The sequence below is a fragment of the Rheinheimera baltica genome (genome assembly GCF_030731985.1).
GTDB lineage: Bacteria > Pseudomonadota > Gammaproteobacteria > Enterobacterales > Alteromonadaceae > Alishewanella > Alishewanella baltica.
In genome coordinates this window covers 14,546-29,550 of the sequence record NZ_JAPJDY010000003.1, presented here as the reverse complement: position 1 = coordinate 29,550, position 15,005 = coordinate 14,546, and the positions used below count along the sequence as shown (strand labels likewise).

Sequence of the window (15,005 nt, the reverse complement as noted above, 5' to 3'; positions counted from 1 at the left end):
ATGAAAATAAGTTCATTAATAACGGATACATTGGCCGAATTAGCACAGCATAAACTGCGTACCTTTTTAACCCTGCTGGGCATGATATTCGGCGTTGGTGCCGTCATTGCCATGCTTAACATAGGTGAAGGGGCTGAACGCGAAGCGCTAAAAACTATTGAAACCATGGGGCTTCGCAATCTGATAGTAGAAGCCCGTAGTTTTGATGAAAAAACGCTGCAAGAACAACGTAAACATTCACTCGGACTAAGTCAGAGCGATATCGATACAGCCGTTGCTACTATTCCGGGAGTCACAGCATTTAGCGCTGAGCGCAAAGTAGATACACACAACATCTACAGCCATCAGGGAAAAAGTGATGGCATCGCCATTGGCGTGTCGCCAAGCTATATGGCATTAAGCAAACTTACCTTTGCCAGCGGACGTAACTTTACCGAACAAGAAAACCGTTATGCCGCCCAAGTGGCTATTTTGGGCGCCCGCGTTGCGCAAAGCCTTTTCCCCAGAGGCGACGCGTTAGGAAAAGCGGTAAAAGTAAACCATGTCTGGCTACAGGTTGTGGGTGTACTGGCCGAACCGTATGCCGGTAGCAATGAGTTTCAGGGCATAAAATTGGGCGGCGAACAAAGCCAATTGTTTATGCCACTTAACACCGCACAAACGCGTTTTAAAGCCGAGCCGCTAAGTGCCGAGCTTACCTCGTTCCGGTTGCAGCTTGATGAGGACGCCAATAACGCTTTAAGTGCCCGCGCCCTGGATTACCTGTTAAAACAGCGCCATAACGACATCGACGATTACAATATTATTGTGCCTGCAGCGTTATTGGCGCAACAAAAGCAAACCCAGCAAATTTTCAATATCGTCATGTCTTGTGTCGCGGGAATCTCTTTGTTAGTTGGCGGCATTGGTATTATGAATATCATGCTGGCAACCGTGCTTGAACGCACCAAAGAAATTGGTTTACTACGCGCCATTGGCGCAACTCAGCGTGATATAAAACTGCAGTTTGTTGCAGAGAGCTTTGCCATTGCGATTCTTGGCGGCTTGTTAGGCATAGTGTTTGGTATTTTACTGTCAGAACTTATCGCCTTTTATTCTGACTGGGCAGTAAGCTGGTCGCTGCTGGCGATAGTGTTGTCGTTTAGTATTTGCGCGCTCATCGGTATCGCTTTTGGCGTGTATCCGGCGATTAAAGCCTCGCAGCTTGACCCTATAACCGCCCTGCAAAGTGAATAATTTGCCTGGCGGACTATACACTGGGTGTCATAACAAACCGAGGCCGCTTAGTAGAGACAATATTAACTGAACGCTACATCTGGCAAAAGCTGGCATAGAATATTGAACACCCTCTCAATATTTTCCCACATCAATACTAAAGACCACAGTTTCGTTAATGATAATACTTTATCTAGACACATTTCACTGCAGGCGGTCTTTTCGAAACAAAACCGGGCCAGTCTGAGTGTGGAAATTCAAACCATCAATTTGCCCCGAGATATCTAACCTAAACATCACAGTAAACTCTGGATTAAAATCTTCTCTAAAATCTGGCATTCCTTGAAGATAAAAGCTGTCATGATTTAGGTGAGAAAGCGTAAATTCAAACGTTGGAAACTTAGCGATTAATGTGCCATTTTTCAATCTTACATCGATAAATCCATAACCATTTGCATGGTATTTCCCTACATATCTTTGAAGTTCTAAAGTAGGCATCGCTTCGGCATTAAAACGTTGTTCCGTATTTTGGGGGCGGTACATTTCGCTAACCACTATTGGGTAATCTGACTCGGGTAAATTCAATATTTTGCGTGAAATAAGATCTGAAACAATATAGGGCAAAACAGAGTTTCCTTGATTACTAAGAACCGCTATGCCGAACTGTTTAAAAGGATACATATTAATTACAGATGAAAAACCATTGGTATTGCCGCCATGACGTACTCTGAAGTGACCATCGGCGACTCCTAATCGCCATCCATACCCTTCGCCTTGAAGAAAGGCATCCTCTGTGTAAGGGTCTGATTTTATATTTTGTAGTCTTGTTGCTTGTTTAATGTATCCTGCTGGAACAACTTGTTTTTGATTGTATTTTCCTTCGTTTAACCAAACTTTCATCCATTTTGATAGATCAATTGCTGAGCTCTTTATTGCGCCTGCTGAACTATATGAGTAGTAATTTTCGAATGGTACTTTAACCATGTGTTCGCCCAATTTTGCATAGCCATAAGCATAATTATTGGTCTGTTTCATTTCAGCAACACTGGTTGATGAGTGAGTCATGTCTAATGGAATAAATAATTTTTGTTTTATCTGCTCTTCCCACGTTCTGTAAGTCACAGTTTCGACAATCGCGCCGGCTAACGTATAGCCAATATTGCTATAAATAAAACTATTGCCTATTTCACCTTGAGGCTTTAGGTAAGGCAATCTTTTTATCATTTCTGACTTGCTTGGCTCCGGAAAAAGAACAAGTGATAAACCATGGTCACCAATGCCACTTCTATGGCTGAGTAAATCACCAAGGGTAATACGTTGATCCATTTCCGTATTAAAAAATTTCAAGGTAGGGATATAAACTGATGGTCTGGCAGATAGTTCTAATTTATCTTCACTGGCCAATTGTCCTATTAACGCTCCAGTAAAAGCTTTTGTAATAGAGCCGATATGAAAAACTGTCTCAGTATCCACCGGAAGTTTATTTTCAGGGTCCCTCCAGCCATAACCCTTCGCGAAAATAACCTCATTTTTATATACAACCGCAACAGATAATCCAGGGGCATTATATTCTTCAACATAGCGAAGAATCTGGGTATTTATTTCTGCAATTGGTAAAGATAACTCTTCAGCTTTCAGAGACAGAGACAATAAAAACGAGATTGTAAGTAGGACGCTTTTCGTCATCAGTATTTATTCCTGTTGAGTTATATGTTTGTCGAGCTCAATAGCGCACTTTAATTAAATTTTTCTCTGTTGATCGCTGTTATTAAAATCTTGGTTTGATGACAAAAAAATGCTTTATTGTTGGTCATAAAAAAGCATGTTTTTTCAATTCTAGTTAGGTATCGCCTATAAAAAACATGCAAAATGTATGCGTTGTCTTAGTTTTGTAGCCAAGCAATTGCACTGGCTAGCGTATGCTCACTTGATGTCGCCTCATCCACGGGGATGCGCACACCATATTTTTGTTGTTCACGATCAGCGATAACCGCTGTTGTAAGAAACAAAGCGCTATTGTCACTCAGCGTAAAATTGGTATTTGCAGTAGATAACCCACAGCTATCAGTTCCAAAAAATTGCACGTTGAATTGCTTTTTAAAAGCAATTACGGTGGCTTCACCCGAGCTTGCCGTTCTTTTACTAGTCAACACGGCAATTTTTGGTAAGGGCGTAATTAGACTATAAGGTTTATCTACAGTAACGACAGGGCTACCACCTAAGAGCGAAGACCCATTGTTGTAACCCCACCAGGTCGAATTTTCGTCAGCATCGATAAAATAGCCCAGTGTAGTACCTTCGAATAAAGGCCCGAGTCCCGCTATCATTGGCCACATATTGCCGCCTTGATTGTTTCGAAGATCAACAATCCATGCCGTTACACCTTGATTGTCTTGTTTAGCTATTTCTTGCTGTATTGTTGTCGCTATTTGCTTGGCTTCAGCCGCGTCTCGAGACATAACAGCATCTACTCTTACATAACCTATTCCGGGTTCTTCAGGAGTGTCTAAAGCCAGATTTTGCTCACATCTGATTGTTGACGGATAAGTTATCAATGCGCCTAAAGGGGAATTTAGAAAAGAATGATTTGTGTTTATCAATTCTAGTGCACGCGTAATCGCAGGATAAGTATCTTTAATTGCACCAACATTTGCAGCCAATTGACTAACCTCAGATTCAAGATTGCTCCAATTCACTTCATTCCGAGTTAGGGCATTGTTACGCATAATTGTAATAATTTCAGACAAATAGGCCTGAGCCATCCTTTGTTGAGCAAGAGATAGATCGTCTCCACTATTATCGCTACCTCCACATGAAAGCAAAAGCAAAAAAGACGTAAGTAAAATTATAAAAGAAAGTAATTTTTTAACTGCACTCATTATGTGTTTTCCTAATTCCAATGTGCATTATCACGCCAAATGGTTGTAGGTAGCGTTATGTTTTGCCAAATTTATTTCCAATTATCAGCGACCACCAACAGAACAAAACGCCGCTCATTCATCGTACGAATGTAACACCGCCATCTCGCTGGCGGTGGTTAACCTAGAATCGTATTCCCTGTTAATTTACTTTTTCAAATTTAAGCTTATTGATAAGCGTTCCAGATACCTCTAGTGCCGCTACTTGGGATACATTATTACGAATAAATTTTGCCCGAAGAAAGAAGCCGGTATTTCCAGAAAAAGTATTGGTATCGAATGGCGTCAAATACACTTCACTTCGCAAGTTTTTGGCTTTAAGTTGATTGTCTTCCAGCACCAGTTCATAAGTGGTATCTAACTCCTGGCTGTAATAGCGTCCTGTAAATTCAGTCAAATTGACAGATTCAGCATTAATCGAGGGAATTGCTACCCGCTCCCCAACCAAGGTCTGGCCACCATAAATGCCTTCAACAAGGGTAATTTTCTCTACGTTTTTAGTGTTAACTGCACCAAATCTTAATTTACGCCCTTCATCGCCAAAACTGAATTCATTGTCAGCCAAATGGGTTAAGGGCTGCTTGGCTCCCCCCATTATCTGTAAATAAAGCTGTGTGCCATCTTGGTTAATGCTGTAAATAAGCCCGCCTAATAATTCAAAATCACCGGTATAACTTGCTAATGTCTCAGTTGACAATGCTGAGGTGCTCAGCCGTTTCTGGGGTAACGCTGACAAATAAAAATCAGCAATGTCGTAGGCGATATTCAGTGGATTGAGATAAGGCATATTAGCCAGCACCACGACTGATAGTTTTTCACTGGGCATTCTTAGCAAAAATGTTCTATAGCCCGCTATTGTGCCACCATGACCCATTGCTTCAATGCCACGATGTTTATCTATTACCTGCCCGAACGCATAATTTATGGTCTCGCCATTATTAAATACATTCGGTGTTTTCATTTGTTGAATAACAGCAAGGTTACCCACTTTTGGCTGTTCAAAGTTGACTGCCCATTTGGCTAAATCTTTAACCGTAGTGGTTAAACCTGTTGAACCGACCATATCTGACAGCAATACACTTTTAGCAAAACCATTAGTAGTGCGCCGGTAGGAATAGGCTTTGTTTTTAATCACTGCGCGATAGTTAGCTGGAAAAGCACTGTTGGTCATTCCCAGCGGTTTAAAAATGCGATTTTGTGTGAACTCTGCAAAAGATTGTCCTGAAACCCGACTAACAATTTCAGCTAATAAGAAGTAACCTGAATTACTGTATTCAAACGTCTCACCCGGTGTGAAATTTAAATCTTTTTGCATGCTAAGCAGTTTTAACGCCTGTGCTTGGGTTGCAATGTCATCACTTTGCCACCCGGCTATTTCAAGCAGTACGCCTTGCTGACGCAATCCACTAGTATGATGCAATAATTGTCTTAAGGTGATTTTATGGCCAAGATCAGACAGCTCAGGCAGGTATTTAGTTATTTCATCATCAATTGATAATCTCCCCTCATCTGCTAATAACAAAATTGAGAAGGCAGTAAATTGCTTAGAAATTGAAGCGACTTCAAATACCGTGTCAGGCGTAATCGGAATGCCGTATTCAAGGTTTGCCAGCCCAACTCCTTTGCTATAGACCAACTCACCATCTTTCACTACAGCAACGGCTAACCCGGGTAAGGTAGTACTCGCCCATCTTGCTAAATACTGATCTACTTTTTCTGCTGCATTTTTTTGTGCAGTTGCTGCCTGAAGTTCAGTTAGTAACCGGTACTCAGATTGAGCGGCGAATACATTTAGGGCTAAACAGCTACAAATTAACAGTGTGATACAACGGATGTGGTAGAACATCATGCTAGAAAGCCCCCATATATTAAATCTAATCACAATTTAGTCTTAATGTTTGAGTGACTCGACCGACTAAAAAAAGTCGAACCAATTAGCATGAAACATTTGGTTCGACCTTTAGCAACCACATGGTTTTAATGGTTTTTTTTGCTTAAATGATTTTTACGATATTGGGTAGGAGTAAAGCCTGTATGGTTTTTAAAGGCAGTATTAAAAGAGGATTTTGAATTAAAACCAACCTGATACAAAATTTCCAGCACAGTGAGTTTTTGTTTTGTGGAGTCTTGAAGCAATTTGGTGGCTGCATCAATTCTATAGCGATTAATAAAATCAAAAAAGTGTTGGCCCATTTTATGGTTGATCAAGATTGACAGTTCTTTAGATGGAACCTGCATTTGTGCCGCCAGTGTTTGTAACGTAAGGGACGGGTCTAAATAAGGCGCTTCTTTTTGCATATACTCTTTAACCCGCTTAGTTTCTGGGGAGTCATCGTCAATAGGCGTCTTTAACTTGCTGGCGATAGCTCCCTTTTGCTGTTTTACTAAGGTTTCAACTAGCTGCAACTCGCCATCTATGCCGCGAAATAACTCCGGAGACGATAGCGCCTTTAACACAAACCATGTAATCACTGATAAAGCCGATACTCCTACGGCCAACTGAAGCCCCTGAAATAACTGGTTGTATGTGGTAAAAGAAATCACTTCTTTGACAGTAGCTAATGAACCCGCAATAACAAAAACAACGGTCAGTTGCCCCAGCCAACGGTAGCTTTGATTGCTGTGCTCAGTATAGTTCTGTCGATAAATACGCTTAAATCTTCGCAAGGTAAAAGCGACTAAAAGGATATAACCTAACCATTGCATACTGCTGGCCAGCGACAACCAGCCAGGCTGACTAAGTTCAAAGACGGCTAAAAAATTAACGACCAAAAAAGGAATGCCATGCAGCAAATGGCTAAGCTTTAACCTGAAGTTTTTATAACAAATTGCCAATACATACAAATAGAACACGGGCATTTCAAGAAATGAGAATGACATTCGGAACAGTTCTAACGCATAGTTACCCGGCAAAAGTAACCATATAAACCAACCACTCAGGTTAAGGGCTGTGAGGGTTAGGAATAACGCAAAAAGACGATTCGCCAGTTTGTTGTGTGTATTGACGCTCAACAAAAAGCTGGCCAAAAGCAACAAAACAAAGACACATAACACGCCAATTACATTAATTAACTGCAATTTTTAGCTTCCAATGAATGAGCATGACAATCCACTTATGTCATGCTGAACAATAAGGCTCTAAAGTAATTACATTAGGAACCAGTACTAAGTTTTTTACAGGGTAATATAGATAGGAGGGCCGAACAACGACACTGGCTTTAAAGAAGTAACGTCCGGTACAGCAGTACGCTCTTTAGCACCGCTGTACCGGTTATGTTTTAGTAGTGTTAAAACCTAGTACTTCACACTACAACCGTACGGCTTTGTAATGGCCGGATCAGGTGTATTTCCGACCAGCACAGCGTTTGCTGCGTTAGCAAATAATGGGGTGGCCTTAGCAATATCGTCTACCTTAGCCGAGGGAATACTGTCGATACCGCCCATGTATTGCAACACACCGGATTTGTCGATCACGTACATATGTGGCGTGGTTTTAGCATCATAGGCTTTACCTACCACACCCGTTTCGTCAAATACGACAGCCGTAGGCGCCGCATTTCGGCTAGCGGTTAGCTCGTCCGCTTTAGCACCACTAACATGGCCCTGCTTGCCCGGTGCTGAAGAAATGACACTTAACCACACCACGTCGCGTGCAGTCATATCCGCTTGCAATGCCTGCATGTTGCCGCTGTAGTGCTTTACAACAAACGGGCAGTCATGGTTGGTCCATTCCAGCACCACATTTTTCCCCGCAAAATCTTTTAAACTATGGCTGTTGCCCTTGGAATCTACCACGGTAAAGTCCGGGGCGGGTGCACCTATCTGTGGCGCTGCCGCTACACCTAAAGAAAAACATGCCGCTGCTGCAGCCAGGACCAGTTGACGTAATTTCATAGTATTACTCCTGTTTAACATGGCCTGCCAGGCCGTTAGGGTTGCCGACTTACCCGCTGTAAAGTTTGCGCTAAGGTGTCGGGTGTTAAAATTTGTGGCAGCACTTCTGGTGGCTGCCCCGGCCAATACAACACATATAATGGCACACCATCACGCTGATACAGGCGCAGATATTCTGTAATGGCAGCGTCACGCAGTGTCCAGTCGCCTTTTAAATAGGTTACATCGTACAGTGCCAGCGCGGCTTTGCTACTTTCAGTATTCAATGCCACGCGCTCGTTTACCAAACACGTAATGCACCAGTCTGCTGTCATATTCACCAGTACAGGCTTACCCTCGGCGCGCAGTTGTTTAAGCGTGTCACCTGACCATGGCTGCCAATGCTCCGCACCAGCTGCATCTTTCTGTGGCATTTTAGCTGGCGCAAAAGCCGGTATAGTCAGTGCGGCTAACACTAACAGCAGCGCCACTGAAGCCGTTACTTTGCCTGCCAGCGCCAGTTGCGTTCGGCCCCACAGCCAACACGCCGCGGCAATACACACCACACCAATCAGTAACAGCGACTGCGCATCCACGCCGCTTTGCCGGCCATAAACCCACAACAACCACACTGCACTTAAATAAAGTGGGTAGGCCAGCCACTGTTTCACCGTATCCATCCAGGCGCCGGGCTTGGGCAGCCGTTTAGCAAAACCGGGCACGAAGGCTAATAACAAAAACGGTAACGCCATACCCACACCCAACGCAGCAAACACTAATACTGCGACAAATGCACTTTGAGTTACCGCATAACCCAGCGCCGAGCCCATAAAAGGCGCTGTGCAGGGGCTGGCTACAACAACGGCCAGCACACCGGTAAAAAATGCGCCCTTTCCACCTTGTGCAGTAACCAGTGAGCTACCAGCATTCATTAACCCTAAACCAAATTGCACAACACCGGATAAACTTAGCCCCAGTGCAAACAGTAAGTACACCAGCAATGCCACTATATACGGGCTTTGCAGCTGAAAGCCCCACCCTACAGCGGCGCCAGCGCTACGCAATGCAATTAGCACTATCGCCAGGGTGACAAAGCTAACCACCACACCTGCGCTATAAAATAACGCATCACGTTTTTGCTGCTGATGCTGCTGGCTATTTGCGGCAATGCTTAATGCCTTAAGTGATAACACCGGAAATACACAAGGCATCAGGTTCAGTATCAAACCACCTGTGGCAGCCATCAATAAAATTAGCCACAACCCAGTGTCAGTTTGCTGCCCTCCAGTAATGATAATTTCAGTTGTCTCAGGCCCACTTTGCGTAAGTAACACACTGTACGCCGCAGTATCACTTACCAGCACCAGTTCAATTTGAGCTGCTACGCCAGAGTAGTAGGTATTAAGTGGCTGTTGCAGCAAAAGCTGGTCACCTTGCTGGCTAATAAGCTGAGCGCCGGCATGGTCAACCAATTCCGAAGCGGCAACAAAGAAACCGGTAATTTGGGTACTGGGTTGCCAGTCGATCACCGCAGAAAAGGCACCACCAGAGGTATCAAACCGACCATTAACATTGAGCGGTTGTGGTAATTGTTGCTGCGCCTGGGTAAACAATGCCTGATAATCAGCGGCAGCAATCGCCTCGCTCGCCACTGGCAGGCTAAGGCTGAATTGCGCTTCGGCAGGAATGCATATTTCTTCACAGACTAACCAATCTGCCTGCAACTGAATATCAATAGTTTCGGCGGTGTAATCAGCAGGAATTCGTAATTCTGACAGCAAAATAGTGCTGCCCTCAAAACCATAATTTACCAATGGCGGTACCGAAATTGCCTGCGGTGTAGGCCATTGTATATCGCCGACGCTGACCCCCTCTGGCAACTGCCAGCTTAGTCGGGTAGGTAACCCGGAGTCGCCGGGGTTTTGCCAATAAGTGTGCCAGTGTGCGTCTGGAATAAAGTGCAGCGCCAGCTGCCCCTTTTGTCCAGCGCGCACTTGCTGAAATTCACTTACCAGCTCTGCTTGTAGATGCTTTGCTGTTTGCCAGCCCGAGCTAGACGCCAAGGCCGCAACACTAAACCAGCTACATAGCAGGGCAAAAACGATGAATCGCATAACACTCTCTTTTTTTGCAGTTATCTCAGCTACGAGCCTACACAACTTTGGCTCACCGCGTTGATAAAATATACGTTAATTAACGCTAAATTGAGCAATTTGAGCGACAAACTGCTATATTAGCTTGGTTTATCTGGGCGAAGTACTGTGGTCACTCCAGTCATTATTTCGTTACAGAACACCTAAATTTAATTATTTTAAACCACCAACTAAAGGTTCACCTTAATGACGCTATTTACCAAGTCTGTGTTGTCAGTGGCTGTGAATGCCGCCCTGTTTAGTGCCGCTGTTGGTCTTTCTCCGGTGCTAATGGCACAGGAAAGTGACAAAGATCAAAACGCTAAACAGCAGGAACTGGAAACCATTACTGTTACTGCGCAAAAGCGCAGCCAAAGTATTCAGGAAGTGCCAATTTCAATTGCCACCTTATCAGGTGAGAAATTTGATGCCATTTTTTCGTCAGGCGATGACATCACAGCATTAGCCATTAAGGTACCAGGCTTGTATGCAGAAACCTCTAATGGCCGTGCTGCGCCGCGTTTTTATATTCGTGGTTTAGGCAACACCGACTTTGACTTAGCCGCGTCACAACCGGTATCCATTATTATGGATGAAGTGGTAATGGAAAACGTGATTTTAAAAAGCACGCCATTATTTGACGTACAGCAGGTTGAAGTCATCCGTGGCCCACAAGGTACGTTATTCGGCCGCAACACCACGGCTGGTATTATCAAGTTTGACAGCGTAAAGCCCCGTCAAGAGTATGATGCTTACGTCAAATCAACTGCTGGCACCTTGGGCATGTTTAACCTTGAAGGCGCAGTAGGTGGCGGGTTAACGGATGAGTTATCAGCGCGTATCTCTTTATTATCGCAGCACCGCAGTAACTGGATAGACAACAGCTTTACCAACGAAAGTGATGTGATGGGCGGTTACAACGAACGTGCTGGCCGGCTGCAGTTTTTATATGAAGGCAATGCAGTAGATGCCTTATTTAATGTGCACACCCGCAACTACGACGGTACATCCAGTATGTTCCGTAAAAACATTTTGTCGCCAGGCAGCAACGACCTTAACGGCAACTATGACCGCGACACCGTGGCCTATGATGCTCCAGGGCGCAACAGACAAAGCTATGATGCCTGGGGTTCGTCATTAAAACTCGACTTCCAACTGGACGGTATGACATTAACCAGCATTACTGCAATTGAAATGGCAGACGGTGGTGGTATCGGCGATATCGACGGCGGTAACCCAGATCAAGCTGGAGACGCCAACGTAGGCAATGCGGTAACGGAAGATCAACTGCGTGATTTAGAGCAACGCACGCAAGAAATTCGTTTAGCCAGCGACACTGACGGGCCACTGAGCTGGCAAGTTGGTGGTTTTTACTTTGACTCTTCCTTTGGTGTAAACAGTATTGATGGCTTCTTTGGTGCTACCGAAGTTTTCCATGGTAATACCAGCTGGGCATTGTTTGGTCAATCCTCGTACAAAGTGAACGACAAACTGGATGTGACTGCGGGCGTACGCTACACCGACGACGAAAAAACCTTCTCTGTAGGCCAGCAAAACGTCGATGGTTTTGCCTTGGTTATTGGCTTTGCACAAATTCAAGATTATGACCCTATTAAAGTTACGGATGACAATATCAGCTGGGAATTAAGCGCCAATTACCGCTTAACCGACAAAACCAGCTTATTTGCCCGCGTTGCTGATGGCTTCCGCGCGCAATCTATACAAGGTCGTGATGTGGCCTTTGAAGCGCCACCGTCAGTGGCTGATTCAGAAACCATTATGTCTTATGAAATTGGTGCTAAATCTGACTTGCTTGACAATACACTGCGCTTAAACGGCGCCCTGTTTTACTACGTGATTGACGATATTCAGTTATCAGCAATTGGTGGCGAAACACAAGGTAACCAGCTGATTAACGCTAATAAAGGTGTTGGCTACGGCTTCGAATTCGACTTCGACTACCGGGTATTGCCTAACCTGAGTGTTGGTGGTGGTTTTAGTTACAACAACACAGAATTACAGGACGATACTTTAACCGTAGCGCCATGTGGTTCAGGCATGTGTACCGTACTGGACCCTCGCAATGCGCAAGATCTGGCATTAATCGATGGCAACCCATTTCCGCAAGCACCAGAAACCATTCTAACCTTAAACGCACGCTATGACTTCCCAATAGAAAGTGGCGAAGTCTATGTGTACGGCGATTATCAATTACAGGGTAAAACCAACCTGTTTTTGTACGAGTCTGCTGAGTTTAAATCCAATAACAACTATGAAGCTGGTTTACGCGTAGCCTATATCAACTACGATAATAACTACGAAGTAGGCGTGTTTGGCCGCAATATTACTGATGCAGATAACCTAAAAGGTGCCATCGACTTCAGTAACCTTACCGGCTTTGTAAACGAGCCACGCACCTTTGGTGTCGACTTTAAGATAAGTTTTTACTAAACACTTATTTGCAACACTTGTTCGTATAGTATTCAGGGCAGTTTATACTGCCCTTTTTTATCATCAAGCTTATTTGCGAAAGGCCTATCCTTATTTGGCCCGTGCAAATTGTTACAGGGAGTAACAATAGCATGCAACACAGCAGTAACCGAATCGACTATCTTGATGCGATGAGAGCGGTGTTAATGATGCTGGGCATCATTTTACACAGTGCACACCTGTATAACCCCAGCCATAAATGGCTTCTTCATGAACCACAAAGCCAGCCGTTCTTTTACTACCTGATTGAAGTAATCCGGGTATTTCGTATGCCGGCCTTTTTTGTTGTATCAGGGTTTTTCTGCGCCATGCTAATACAGCGTTACGGCTCTGAGCCATTTATGCAGTCGCGTTTAAAAAAGTTACTGGTGCCGTTGCTGGTTAGCGCGGTAACGCTGAATGTAATGCAGGCGTTCTTACTACAGCAATTTGGCTGGCTACCCGAAGCGTTTATACCCTACTTGCTACATGGCGGCTGGGTACAACATCTTTGGTTTTTGCTGGATTTATTGGTTTTTGTGTTTCTGTTGTATTTAGGCTATCGCCTGCCAAGAGCGCGACAAGAGCTTCAGCGCCTGAGTGCTAAAACCATTAGTACATTACCGTTACTAGTGTTGATTAGCTTACTGCCATTGTATCCACTGGCTATGATTGTGCTGAATAAACTGGGCTTACCCATGTATCATGCCTGGTTCGGCGTCATGGGCATATATGAGTTACTGTACAACTTACAGTTTTTTCTGTTTGGCTTAATGCTATATAGCAGCCCGAAGTGGCTGACACAGTTTAGCAATGTAAGGCTACGTTATGGCACGCCTGCATTGATTACGCTTATTGCGCTGCATTATTTCAGCGCCAGCCTAACGGGTGTGGTTGGGCAAGTGTTAGCCATTTACTCTAACACTTTGCTTTGCTGGCTCAGTATTGCGCTGTGCTTCACGGTGTTTAATCGCCTGGTAACGCATAGCAGTGCGCACTGGCGCTTTTTATCCGAAGCATCGTACACGGTGTACTTGTTTCATCACTTTATTGTCATTGCATTAGGGCTAAGCATAATGCAGACAGGATTACCGCCGGTGGTGGGCTACAGCTTGGTAGTTATCGCAACACTGTTGCTAACTTTGGCTATTCATCGGTATGTTATCGCGCCTAGCCGTATTTTACGTTTGGGCTTTAACGGCAAATAACTTACTGGCAATGCAATGTGATAAGGGACACCTTGATGGCTGATTTTCGCAGCGACACCGTTACCCAGCCTTCATTGGCAATGAAAGAACGCATGTTTAACGCGCCATTAGGCGACGACGTGTTTAACGACGACCCCACCACGTTAGCGCTACAACAACATGCTGCTGACATGCTGGGCTTTGACGCCGCCTTGTTTGCACCCAGTGGCACCCAAACCAATTTAATTGCCATGATGAGCCATTGCCAGCGCGGTGACGAAGCCATTGTTGGCCAGCAGTGGCACACCTACAAGTGGGAAGCCGGCGGCATGGCGGTGTTGGGGTCCATTCAACCACAGCCACTTGAACTACAAGCCGATGGCACCCTGCTACTTAGTGATATTGCCGCAGCGATAAAACCTGATGACCCACACTTTGCCCGCACTCGCTTAATTGTTATTGAAAACACCGTTGGCGGTAAAGTGCTGCCACTGAGTTACATGCGTGATGTGGCAGCGCTGGCGCAAGAGAAGCGTTTAGCCTGCCATATAGATGGCGCCCGGCTAATGAACGCTGCCGTTGCGCTGGCATCGCAACACGGCTTAACACCGCAACATATGGCGCGCGAACTGTGTAGCGGCTATGACTCGGTGAGTTTGTGTTTATCAAAAGGCTTGGGTTGCCCGGTTGGCTCTTTGTTGCTGGGCTCGACCGATTTTATTAACCGCGCCAAACGTGTACGCAAGATGCTTGGCGGCGGCATGCGCCAAACAGGTATCTTAGCGGCAGCCGGTTTATTTGCGCTGGAGCACAATATCGACAGACTGGCCGAGGATCATGCTAACTGTAAACGTTTAGGCGATGGTTTAACGGCGCTAGTCACGCAACTGCCTGCGCTAAGGGGCCAGCTACAGGTGTTACCGGTACAAACCAATATTCTGTTTACTGACATCAGCATCGCGCTGGCAGATAAGCTTTTGCCTTATTTGGCCGACCGTGGTGTACAACTTACCGCCAGCAATTATCAAAGTGCTAACGGCGCTATTCGTCGCGTACGTTGGGTATGCCATTTAAATATTAGCAGCAGCGATGTTGAACAAACGCTACAGGCAGTGGCAGACTTTGCCGAAAAGTACTAACAAACACGGGTAAGAACCGGTTCAATTCCTACTCTGTCGTTGAAAGCCAATGCACCTTTTGCCTGTCTACTA

At 44.9% G+C, this 15,005-nt stretch carries 10 protein-coding genes; 4 read left to right on the top strand and 6 right to left on the bottom strand.

Annotation, left to right across the window (positions count from 1 at the left end; genetic code table 11):
- A complete protein-coding gene (locus ORJ00_RS05625) occupies positions 1–1,236 on the top strand; it encodes an ABC transporter permease (protein WP_027671891.1) in 1,236 nt (411 codons plus the stop codon).
- Between the two features lie 183 nt (positions 1,237–1,419).
- Here the strand turns inward: ORJ00_RS05625 and ORJ00_RS05620 are convergent, their stop codons facing one another.
- From ORJ00_RS05620 to ORJ00_RS05595, 6 genes are all read right to left on the bottom strand, one after another.
- Positions 1,420–2,901 carry a serine hydrolase gene (locus tag ORJ00_RS05620; protein WP_306139258.1) on the bottom strand — a complete coding sequence of 494 codons (1,482 nt, stop codon included), beginning with the start codon at positions 2,899–2,901 and terminating at the stop codon, positions 1,420–1,422.
- Positions 2,902–3,098: 197 nt separating this feature from the next.
- Complete coding sequence (locus ORJ00_RS05615) at positions 3,099–4,094, bottom strand: S41 family peptidase (RefSeq protein WP_306139257.1); 996 nt, start codon at positions 4,092–4,094, stop codon at positions 3,099–3,101.
- A gap of 181 nt (positions 4,095–4,275) precedes the next feature.
- A complete protein-coding gene (locus ORJ00_RS05610) occupies positions 4,276–5,982 on the bottom strand; it encodes a serine hydrolase domain-containing protein (protein WP_306139256.1) in 1,707 nt (568 codons plus the stop codon).
- Positions 5,983–6,110: 128 nt separating this feature from the next.
- Positions 6,111–6,839, bottom strand: coding sequence for a helix-turn-helix domain-containing protein (locus ORJ00_RS05605; protein WP_306139255.1), 729 nt, complete (start codon positions 6,837–6,839; stop codon positions 6,111–6,113).
- Positions 6,840–7,427: 588 nt separating this feature from the next.
- Positions 7,428–8,027, bottom strand: a complete 600-nt coding sequence (locus ORJ00_RS05600) for a redoxin domain-containing protein (protein WP_306139254.1) — start codon at positions 8,025–8,027, stop codon at positions 7,428–7,430.
- 35 nt (positions 8,028–8,062) lie between these two features.
- Positions 8,063–10,120 (bottom strand): protein-disulfide reductase DsbD family protein, encoded by a 2,058-nt coding sequence (locus ORJ00_RS05595; protein WP_306139253.1) that lies wholly within the window; start codon positions 10,118–10,120, stop codon positions 8,063–8,065.
- Positions 10,121–10,345: 225 nt separating this feature from the next.
- Between ORJ00_RS05595 and ORJ00_RS05590 the strand changes: the two genes are divergently transcribed.
- The 3 genes from ORJ00_RS05590 (at position 10,346) to ltaE (ending at position 14,933) form a co-directional block, all read left to right on the top strand.
- The gene (locus ORJ00_RS05590; RefSeq protein ID WP_306139252.1) at positions 10,346–12,589 is read left to right on the top strand and encodes a TonB-dependent receptor; all 2,244 of its coding nucleotides are present in this window, start codon (positions 10,346–10,348) and stop codon (positions 12,587–12,589) included.
- Between the two features lie 131 nt (positions 12,590–12,720).
- Positions 12,721–13,815 carry an acyltransferase family protein gene (locus tag ORJ00_RS05585; protein WP_306139251.1) on the top strand — a complete coding sequence of 365 codons (1,095 nt, stop codon included), beginning with the start codon at positions 12,721–12,723 and terminating at the stop codon, positions 13,813–13,815.
- A 35-nt stretch (positions 13,816–13,850) separates the two neighbouring features.
- The gene (gene ltaE, locus ORJ00_RS05580) at positions 13,851–14,933 is read left to right on the top strand and encodes a low-specificity L-threonine aldolase (RefSeq protein ID WP_306139250.1); all 1,083 of its coding nucleotides are present in this window, start codon (positions 13,851–13,853) and stop codon (positions 14,931–14,933) included.
- Positions 14,934–15,005: the final 72 nt, after the last annotated feature.

Excerpts from the sequence above, each read along its gene's own strand:
- ORJ00_RS05605 (WP_306139255.1), bottom strand. The coding sequence starts at position 6,839 with ATGCAATGGTTAGGTTATATCCTTTTAGTCGCTTTTACCTTGCGAAGA.
- ORJ00_RS05600 (WP_306139254.1), bottom strand. The coding sequence starts at position 8,027 with ATGAAATTACGTCAACTGGTCCTGGCTGCAGCAGCGGCATGTTTTTCT.
- ORJ00_RS05615 (WP_306139257.1), bottom strand. The coding sequence starts at position 4,094 with ATGAGTGCAGTTAAAAAATTACTTTCTTTTATAATTTTACTTACGTCT.
- ORJ00_RS05585 (WP_306139251.1), top strand. The coding sequence starts at position 12,721 with ATGCAACACAGCAGTAACCGAATCGACTATCTTGATGCGATGAGAGCG.
- ORJ00_RS05590 (WP_306139252.1), top strand. The coding sequence starts at position 10,346 with ATGACGCTATTTACCAAGTCTGTGTTGTCAGTGGCTGTGAATGCCGCC.
- ltaE (WP_306139250.1), top strand. The coding sequence starts at position 13,851 with ATGGCTGATTTTCGCAGCGACACCGTTACCCAGCCTTCATTGGCAATG.
- ORJ00_RS05625 (WP_027671891.1), top strand. The coding sequence starts at position 1 with ATGAAAATAAGTTCATTAATAACGGATACATTGGCCGAATTAGCACAG.
- ORJ00_RS05595 (WP_306139253.1), bottom strand. The coding sequence starts at position 10,120 with ATGCGATTCATCGTTTTTGCCCTGCTATGTAGCTGGTTTAGTGTTGCG.
- ORJ00_RS05610 (WP_306139256.1), bottom strand. The coding sequence starts at position 5,982 with ATGATGTTCTACCACATCCGTTGTATCACACTGTTAATTTGTAGCTGT.
- ORJ00_RS05620 (WP_306139258.1), bottom strand. The coding sequence starts at position 2,901 with ATGACGAAAAGCGTCCTACTTACAATCTCGTTTTTATTGTCTCTGTCT.